Source organism: Nocardia sp. NPDC002869, from assembly GCF_046764065.1.
Lineage (GTDB): Bacteria > Actinomycetota > Actinomycetes > Mycobacteriales > Mycobacteriaceae > Nocardia > Nocardia rhamnosiphila.
In genome coordinates this window covers 1-8,948 of sequence record NZ_JBKOOL010000204.1, presented here as the reverse complement: position 1 = coordinate 8,948, position 8,948 = coordinate 1, and the positions used below count along the sequence as shown (strand labels likewise).

The 8,948-nt window shown below is 69.6% G+C and carries 6 protein-coding genes; all 6 read right to left on the bottom strand.

All coding sequences use genetic code 11. The annotated features are described in order from the left end of the window. Nucleotides 1-79 precede the first annotated feature (79 nt). The gene (purF, locus tag ACLML9_RS25860; RefSeq protein WP_411947957.1) at nucleotides 80-1,669 is read right to left on the bottom strand and encodes an amidophosphoribosyltransferase; all 1,590 of its coding nucleotides are present in this window, start codon (nucleotides 1,667-1,669) and stop codon (nucleotides 80-82) included. Nucleotides 1,670-2,003: 334 nt separating this feature from the next. Continuing rightward, nucleotides 2,004-2,498, bottom strand: coding sequence for a hypothetical protein (locus ACLML9_RS25855; RefSeq protein ID WP_411947956.1), 495 nt, complete (start codon nucleotides 2,496-2,498; stop codon nucleotides 2,004-2,006). 33 nt (nucleotides 2,499-2,531) lie between these two features. Beyond that, nucleotides 2,532-3,158 carry a CPBP family intramembrane glutamic endopeptidase gene (locus ACLML9_RS25850; RefSeq protein ID WP_411947955.1) on the bottom strand — a complete coding sequence of 209 codons (627 nt, stop codon included), beginning with the start codon at nucleotides 3,156-3,158 and terminating at the stop codon, nucleotides 2,532-2,534. Next, nucleotides 3,155-4,894: an alpha/beta hydrolase gene (locus ACLML9_RS25845; protein WP_411947954.1), complete on the bottom strand. Its 1,740-nt coding sequence runs from the start codon at nucleotides 4,892-4,894 to the stop codon at nucleotides 3,155-3,157. The genes ACLML9_RS25850 and ACLML9_RS25845 overlap by 4 nt, the downstream gene beginning before the upstream one ends. Before the next feature lie 76 nt (nucleotides 4,895-4,970). Next, nucleotides 4,971-7,262, bottom strand: coding sequence for a phosphoribosylformylglycinamidine synthase subunit PurL (purL, locus tag ACLML9_RS25840; protein ID WP_411947953.1), 2,292 nt, complete (start codon nucleotides 7,260-7,262; stop codon nucleotides 4,971-4,973). A gap of 237 nt (nucleotides 7,263-7,499) precedes the next feature. Further along, complete coding sequence (locus ACLML9_RS25835) at nucleotides 7,500-8,774, bottom strand: M18 family aminopeptidase (protein ID WP_411947952.1); 1,275 nt, start codon at nucleotides 8,772-8,774, stop codon at nucleotides 7,500-7,502. Nucleotides 8,775-8,948: the final 174 nt, after the last annotated feature.

Here is an 8,948-nt window from a genome sequence, read left to right as displayed (position 1 = left end):
CGCGAGTCCCGAGGCCGAAACGGCGAGACACAAGGGGGCCTCAACCCCGCGCGCGCCAGCGCGCCAAAAACACAGACCCCTACGGCCGGCTGAGGGCGCTCGCGTTGGCGTTCTCGGTGAGGACGCGGCTCTGTGACCGCCCGCCGAACTCCAGCAGGTTCTTGCCGATCGCGGCTTCGGTGGGCAGCGGGATCGGGTAGTTCCCGTCGAAACAGGCGCAGCACAGGCGGGTGCGGGGCTGTTCGGTGGCGGCGACCATTCCGTCGATCGAGATATAGCCGAGGGTGTCGGCTCCGATGGAGCGGCGGACGCCCTCGACCATGTCGTGCATCGCCTCCGGGTCGGCGGGCATTCCGTCGGGGTCGGTGCCGGCGTTGTTGGCGACCAACTCGGCGCGGGAAGCGAAGTCGATCCCGTAGAAGCACGGCCATTTCACCGGCGGGGAGGCGATCCGGACGTGGATCTCCAGGGCGCCGGCTTCGCGCAGCATCCGGATGAGGGCGCGCTGGGTGTTGCCGCGGACGATCGAATCGTCGACGACGATGAGGCGTTTGCCGCGGATCACTTCGCGTAGCGGGTTGAGTTTCAACCGGATGCCGAGCTGGCGGATGGTCTGGCTGGGCTGGATGAAGGTGCGGCCGACGTAGGCGTTCTTCATCAGGCCCTGTCCGTAGGGCACGCCGGATCCCTGGGCGTAACCGACCGCGGCGGGGGTGCCGGATTCGGGGACCGGGATCACCAGATCGGCGTCGATCGGGTGTTCGGCGGCGAGGCGGCGGCCGATGTCGACGCGGGTGGCGTGCACCGAGCGCCCGGAGATGGTGCTGTCGGGGCGGGCCAGATACACGTACTCGAAAACGCAGCCCTTGGGTTCGGGATTGGCGAATCGGGAGGAGCGCACGCCCTCGGCGTCGATGGCGAGCAATTCGCCCGGTTCGATCTCGCGGACGAAAGAGGCGCCGACGATATCGAGGGCGGCGGTTTCGCTGGCGACCACCCAGCCACGCTCCAGGCGGCCCAGCACCAGCGGGCGGACACCGTGCGGATCGCGGGCGGCGTAGAGAGTGTGTTCGTCCATGAAGGTCAGGCAGAAGGCGCCGCGCACCGTGGGCAGCAACTCCATGGCGGCCTGCTCGATACTCGAATCCGCGGAGGCGTGCGCCAGCAGCGCGGTCATCACATCGGAGTCGGAGGTCGCCGAGACGGCGCCGGGGCGGCCGGGGCCGGCGACCAGACCGAGTTCCCGTGCCCGGTCGGCCAATTCGGCGGTATTGACCAGATTGCCGTTGTGACCGAGCGCGAGCCCGGAACCGACGGCGGTGGTACGGAAGATCGGCTGGGCGTTCTCCCAGGTGGTGGCTCCCGTGGTGGAGTAGCGACAGTGGCCGACGGCGACGTGGCCCGGCATGGCGGCCAGGGTCTGCTCGTCGAACACCTGGCTGACCAGGCCGAGATCCTTGAAGACCAGCACCTGCGAACCGTCGGAGACCGCGATTCCCGCGGCTTCCTGGCCGCGGTGCTGCAGGGCATAGAGGCCGTAGTAGGTGAGCTTGGCCACGTCCTCCCCCGGGGCCCAGACTCCGAAGACTCCGCATTCCTCGCGGGGCGGATTCTCGGTCTCGTCGGTTGCGGTGGGATTGCTGACTGCCGGTTGGTCGGCGTGGGTCACCGTGCGCTCCCTGGTCGGGCGGGTGTGGGGGCACTCGACAGTCTACGGGTGTGTCGCGCTTGCGCGTCACCGGATCAGCACTCCGGCAGCAAGCAGACCCGGAACGGCCGTTACCGGGGCCCGGCGCCCGCCCCGGCGTGGCCCAGCAAACCTTCATACCCAGTTAACCCCCCTTTTACCTGCTGAAACGAGGGTAGCCGGACTCTCCCGGGCCTCCTCGCGGACGCCGGCAGCGGACCCGGGTCATCCCCGGCCATAAGCCCCGCACGCTACCCGGCGCAACGTGGGCGATATCACCCGTGGAGCCGCCACGAACGCGACCCGCGCGCTCCGCTCAGCGGGCGCGACCGAGCAGGCTGCCACCGGGCGGGAGGTAACTGTCCACTTCGGCGCCCAGGTCCTTGGCGGCGGTGGCGATATCGGCGGCCCCGAGGCGGGCCGTGACGATGTACGGCGACCCCGGGGTGGCCCGCCGGTCCCAGGGTGGGGAGAACTCCAGATCCAGGCCGATCCGCAATTCGATCTCACCCCCGGTACGGGTGGCCGTGAAACTCAGATTCGGTTCGGTGAAGGCGAGCCGGGCGGGACCGTCGGCGGGCGCCCCACTCGGGTCCGCCTCGGCCGCGATCCGGCGTAGCCAGTCCGCCAGTTCGACCGTGTCGTCGAGACTCAATGCCTGCCAGCGGAAGGACCAGTTCCCGTCGGGGCAATTCGCGGTACCGGCGATCACCAGCCAGCTGTACCGGATTCGCGGATCGATATGGTCCGGAAATTGGTATCCGGCAACAGAGAGTTCCACACCGTATCCGTCGCTGTCGATCAACCTCACCGGCGCAGTGTGTCACCATCGGGACGGTCGCGCCTAGTTCATCGCCCGATTCGCGCGCAACAGGCGCGGTACCAGCGCGCCGCCGGCATTCACGGCCCAGTGCAGCAGTGCCGGTGCGGCGGCGCTGCCCGTGTGCCGGTAGAGAGTGCCGAAGAGCAGACCGGCCGCACCGGTGAAGGCGACGGTGGCGGGCACACTGTCACCGGCGACCCGGGCGGGGTGGATATGCCACAGACCGAACGCCGCCGCGCCGAGCAGCCGTCCGGCCCGGTCGCCGAATTCGCTGTCCAGCAGCGGTTCCAGCGTGGCCCGGAAGATCAGCTCTTCGGTGTAGGCGGTGCCCAGGGGTATCTGCACGGCCACCCATTCCACCGTGCTCACCTCCGGCGCACGGTCCTGCGGCGCCGACAGTGCGCGGCGCAGCGGGGGCACGGCCGACGCGACGGCGTAACCGGCGGCGACGAGACCGGCGCAACCGATTCCGTATCGCAGCCCGCGCGCGGAGGTCCAGCGCGGCCTGCCACCGAAGGCCAGGGCGTATCCGGTCGCGGCGAGGGCGTTCGCCGCCGTCCGCCCCCGATGGTCGAGACGCAGGCGCGGCAACACCACGTTGTTCCACAACAGCGGCAGACCCACCGCGCCCGCTACCCGGACTCTCATTTCACCTCGCGCTCGTACGCCTCGTACGCCTCGATCTCGAGCCGGATACGTTCGGCGAGTTCGGGATTCCAGTCGGGCGGTTGGGCGACCGCGGCCCAGCCGTCCAGGACCAGACTGCCGTAGCGGTGGCCGTGCCCGTCACGCACCCCCTGGGCGTTCGTGAGATCCGCGCTGATCTGCCAGAAGGTGACCAGCGGCGCCCAGCGCACCCGGGGCGAGACATCGGCGCCGCGCGGTTCCGACAGCCAATCCGGCCGGGTCAGCGCGAGATCCGGGGACCACCAGACGATCGGGTCGGAGGCGTGCTGCAGGTAGGCGATCCGCGGCGCCCGCCATTCCGGACCGGGCCGGGCGAGGTCCTCCCGGTCTCCGGCGAACCGGATCACCAGGCCGTCGGCGTAGACGGGCTCGGTTTCCGGCGATCCGGGATCACGCCGGTTCACGAACTGCTGCCACAGCCGGTTGGAGTTCGGCGGTCCGACCCAGAGCGCACCGTCCACTTTCTCCCGCAGATCGGCGAGCCCGTCGAAAGCGGCCTCCGAACCCTGCGATCCGAGGCTCTCGCCGTAGACGAGCAGCTTCGGGCGCTCGGCGGCCGGCCGGGTGAGAGTTTTGCGGTAGACCGTGTCGAACAGTTCCCGGCCCGCGGTGGCGGCCTTGCCTCGGTCGGCCAGAAACGACAGCGCGCTGGGCAGATACGAATACTGGGTGGCCACGATGGCCGAATCACCGCCGTACATGTATTCGATGGCGTTGGCGGCCATGGAGTTGACCCAGCCGGTGCCGGTGGTGGTGACCACGACCAGCGCCTTCCGGTCGAAGGCGCCGGTGCGCTCCAGTTCGGCGACCGCCAGATCGGCCTGGCTCAGACCGGTGTCCTCGACCGATTCCAGCCCGACATAGGTGCGGATGGGTTCCTTCGCGGGCCGGCCGGTGACCCAGGCGATGCGCTGGGCGCTCGACCCGTGCGAAACGAACCAGCGCCCCTCGAACCCGAGGGTTTCCCATGGCGCGAACGACTCCGCGCTGCCCGAGCGTTCGGCGAGACGGGGCTGTACGGCGTATTCGGAGGTGTGGTCGTTGCGCACGCTGAACGCCGAGTTCGCGGCGGCGAAGAACGCGCGGGTGGCGACACCGTTGAACAGGGTCACCACGAGCAGTACCAGGACCAGGAAACCCGCGGAGGGGGCCAGCTCCCGGGGTATCCTGACCCACCGGTTCAGCTGCCGGGCCAGGTACAGGATCAGTTCGCGCACAGTGCGGTAGCAGGCCACCACCAGCACCCCGACCGTGAGGCTCAGCCCCCCGGTACGCAGGTAGGCGGGCGTGGTGGTGCCCTCCATCCCCATCAGCGCGGTGATCTCGCGCTGCCAGTGCGCCGACTGCACCAGCATGTAGCCGGCGCTCAGCGCGGCCGTCATCAGCACCGCGGATTTCAGGGCGTAGCGGGTCCAGGTGGGCGGCGCCGGTATCCGGGTGAGCCGGGGGCGCACCCACAACCGGAACAACCATTCCAGCAGACAGCCCACGCCGTACCCGATGGCCGCGTTGATCCCGCTGATCAAACCCTGGAACATCCAATCGCGCGGCAGCAGCGACGGGGAGACCGACAGCGCGAAGAACACCGTCGCGACCACCAGGCCCACATAGTTCAGGTCGATGATGTGCTCGGACCGCCGGACCACGGCGACACACCGCCGCCGCAACCTGGTCACGGAATCAGCGGTTTCCAGCACCCGTCCAGTATGGCGGGCGGGGCCGGCGCCGGAGGGTGGCCCGGGTCACCTCCGGCGCGCCAGCCGCGGGCCAGGGTCAGGCGTGGCCGCCGAAGAGTGCGGGTAGCGTGCCCTCGTGCGCGGCGCGCAGCTCGGCCATACCGACCGAGAACTGGCCCTGCACCTCGATCGAATCCGAACCCTGATCGACCACACCGATGCGCACCCAGGGCAGTTCCCGGGCCGTGCACATCCGGGTGAAGCGGGTCTCTTCCGACCGCGGCACCGCGACCAGCACCCGGCCCGCCGATTCGGAGAACAGCATCACGAACGGGTCGGCGTCTTCGGGCAGCAGGATCCGGCAACCGGTCTCGCCGGCCAGGGCCGCCTCGACCACGGTCTGCGCCAAGCCGCCCTCGGAGAGGTCGTGGGCGGCACTGATCATGCCGTCGCGCGAGCCCGCGGTGAGGACATCGGCCAGCAGTTTCTCGCGGTCGAAATCGACCTGCGGCGGCAGCCCGCCCAGATGGCCGTGCGCCACCTGCGACCAGACCGAACCGCCGAACTCGTCGCGGGTGTCGCCCAGCAGGATGAGCGTCTCCCCCGGTTCCAGACCGAGTCCGGTGGGGATACGGCGGTGGACGTCGTCGATCACGCCCAGGACGCCGACCACCGGAGTGGGCAGGATGGCGTTCTCGCCGGTCTGGTTGTAGAAGCTGACATTGCCGCCGGTCACCGGGATACCCAGTTCCACACAGCCGTCGGCGAGACCGCGGACGGCCTGCTGGAACTGCCACATCACGCCGGGATCCTCCGGGGACCCGAAGTTCAGGCAGTTGGTGACCGCCTTCGGCGTGGCGCCGGTGACGGCCACGTTCCGGTAGGCCTCGGCCAGAGCCAGCCGCGCACCGGTGTACGGGTCGAGCTTGGTGTAGTGACCCGAGGCGTCGGTGGCCAGCGCGATACCGCGACCGCTCACCTCGTCGATCCGGATCACCCCGGCGTCGGCCTGCTCGGCGAGCACGGTGTTTCCGCGCACGTAGCGGTCGTACTGTTCGGTGATCCAGCGGCGGCTGCACAGCTGCGGGCTGGCCACCATCTTCAGCAGGGTCTCGCGCAGTTCCTCGGCGGTCTTGGGCCGGGGCAGGTTGTCCGGGGTGTCGGCGTTGAGCGCGTCCTGTGTGGCCGGACGCTGCACCGGCCGCTCGTACACCGGGCCTTCGTGCGCGACGGTGCGCGGCGGCACGTCCACCACGGTCTCACCGTGCCAGGTGACCTCCAGCCGCTCGCCGTCGGTCACCTCACCGATCACCGTGGCCAGCACATCCCATTTCGCGCAGACCGCGAGGAAGGCGTCCACGTTCTCCGGGGTCACCACCGCGCACATGCGCTCCTGCGATTCGCTGGAGAGCACCTCGGCGGGGGTCATATCGGCGGCGCGCAGCGGGACCCGGTCGAGTTCGATGCGCATCCCGCCGTCACCGGCGGCGGCCAGTTCGGAGGTCGCGCAGGACAGCCCGGCGCCGCCGAGGTCCTGGATACCCACCACCAGCCCGGCGTGGTACAGCTCCAGACAGCATTCGATCAGGACCTTCTCGGTGAACGGGTCGCCCACCTGGACGCTGGGCAGCTTCTTGCGACCGCTGCCGGAATCGTCGCCGGAGAAGGTGTCCGAGGCCAGCACCGAAACGCCGCCGATACCGTCGAGCCCGGTCCGCGCACCAAAGAGAATGATCTTGTTCCCGGCGCCCGAGGCGAAGGCGAGGTGCAGGTCCTCCACCCGCATGACCCCCGCACACAGCGCGTTGACCAGCGGATTTCCTTGGTAGGAGGCATCGAAGACGGTTTCGCCGCCGATATTGGGCAGCCCGAGGGAGTTACCGTAACCGCCGATCCCGCGGACCACACCGTCCAGCACCCGGCGGGTATCGGCGGCGTCGGCGGCACCGAAACGCAACTGGTCCATCACCGCGATGGGACGCGCACCCATGGCCATGATGTCGCGGACGATCCCGCCGACCCCGGTGGCCGCGCCCTGATACGGCTCGACATAGGACGGATGGTTGTGGCTCTCCACCTTGAAGGTGACCGCCCAGCCGTCACCGATATCGACCACGCCCGCGTTCTCGCCGATCCCGGCGAGCATGGCCGAACGCATCTCCTCGGTGGTCGTCTCACCGAAGTAGCGCAGATGAACCTTCGAGGATTTGTAGGAACAGTGCTCGCTCCACATCACCGAATACATGGCGAGCTCGGCATCGGTGGGCCGGCGCCCCAGAATATTCCGGATCCGGGCGTATTCGTCGTCCTCGAGGCCGAGCTCGGCGTACGGCTGCGGCGTATCCGGAGTGGCGGCGGCGGTGGCGACCGTATCGACCTGCTCAGTCACGGGGGTACCAGGATCCTTTCGTAGGTTGGCGCGCCGGCGCGCGCGGGCTCCGGCCCTCCGGGCTCCCGCCGCGGCTCGCGGCAGGTGGCATCGGCGCCACGGTTCGGTCGGAACGGGGGCCTCGGCGGCGGGGCCCCGACAGAGTTGATCCAGCACGAATCCTACGTCCACCTGCGCCGCACCGATTACCGACCCCATCGCTGGAAACCCCTGGCCCCTGCCTCGACCGGAACCGGGCTACGGAGCGAGGAAGGCCGCCAGGGCCGCCGCGTAGGCGGTCACGTCGGCGGCGCCCATCATCTCCCGCGCCGAATGCATGGCCAGCTGGGGCGCACCCACGTCCACGGTCGGCATACCGGTGCGCGCGGCGGTCATCGGACCGATGGTGGAACCGCAGGGCAGATCGGCGCGGTGCACATAACGCTGCATCGGCACTCCGGCCCGGTCACAGGCCAGCGCGAACGCTCCCGCGCCGACGGCGTCGGTGGCGTAGCGCAGGTTCTGGTTGACCTTCAGCACCGGCCCGCCGTTGATATCGATGCCGTGTGAGGGCTCGTGCCGTTCCGGATAGTTCGGATGGGTGGCGTGCGCCATATCGCCGGACGCGCACACCGACCCCGCGACCGCCGCCAGGAATTCGGCTCGGCCGCCGCCGCGAGCCAGCACGATCCGCTCCAGCACCGTGGGCAGCAGCTCGGACTGCGCGCCCCGGTCGGATTGGCTGCCGACCTCCTCGTGGTCGAACACGGCGAGCACCGGGACGGCGTCGCCCGGATTCTCGACGGCGGCCCGGAAGGCGGCCAGACCCGCGTAACACGTGCCCTGATTGTCCAGGCGGGGTGCGCTGATCAGGTCGCGGCCGGCACCGATCACCCGGCTGGGCGCCAAGTCGTGGGTCATCAACTCCCAGCCCAGCACCGCCCGCGGATCGACCCCGGCGGCCGCGGCGACGTAATCGAGGAACGCGGCCCGTTCACTGCCCACGCCCCAGATCGCGTTCACATGCCGCTGCGGATCCAGCGTCACCCCGCGCCGGTCCTCGGACAGATGGATCGCCAGCTGGGGAACCCGCAGAATCGGTTCGTCGATTCGCACCAGCCGCTCGCCCAGCCCTGTCCCCTCCCGGACACTGAGCCGCCCGGAGATCCCCAGTTCACGATCCAGCCAGGAGTTCAGCCAGGCACCCCCGTACGGCTCCAGCCGCACCAGCTGCCAGCCCGCGACCGTCAGATCGGGATGCTGTTTGACCCGCAGATTCGGGCTGTCGGTATGCGCACCCACCACCCGGAACGGACCCGCCTGCGCCGGATCGGCCCACGCCACCAGCGACCCACCGCGCACAATGTAGTACCGGCCCCCGGTTCCGGGCCACGCCCGGGTCTCGTCCAGCCGGACGAACCCGTCGGTTTCCAGCGTCTCGGCGAGGGTCCGGCAGACATGGAACGGCGAAGGCGACGCATCGATGAACTCACACAACCCGGCGGCCGAAGCCGCAACAGCAGAACTCGGCATCCTGTGACCCTAAGCGTGACCGGGCGCTCGGGGCGCAGGGCCCTCGCTCTGCCGGTCCGCATATCCACGCGGCCGTCGAATGCCGACGCACCCCGCATGCGTCGAGTTTTACGAGACACCTCCAAGGGTTGAGGCCCGTCTCGCCGTTTCGGCCTCGAAAGCGCATGAGCCGAA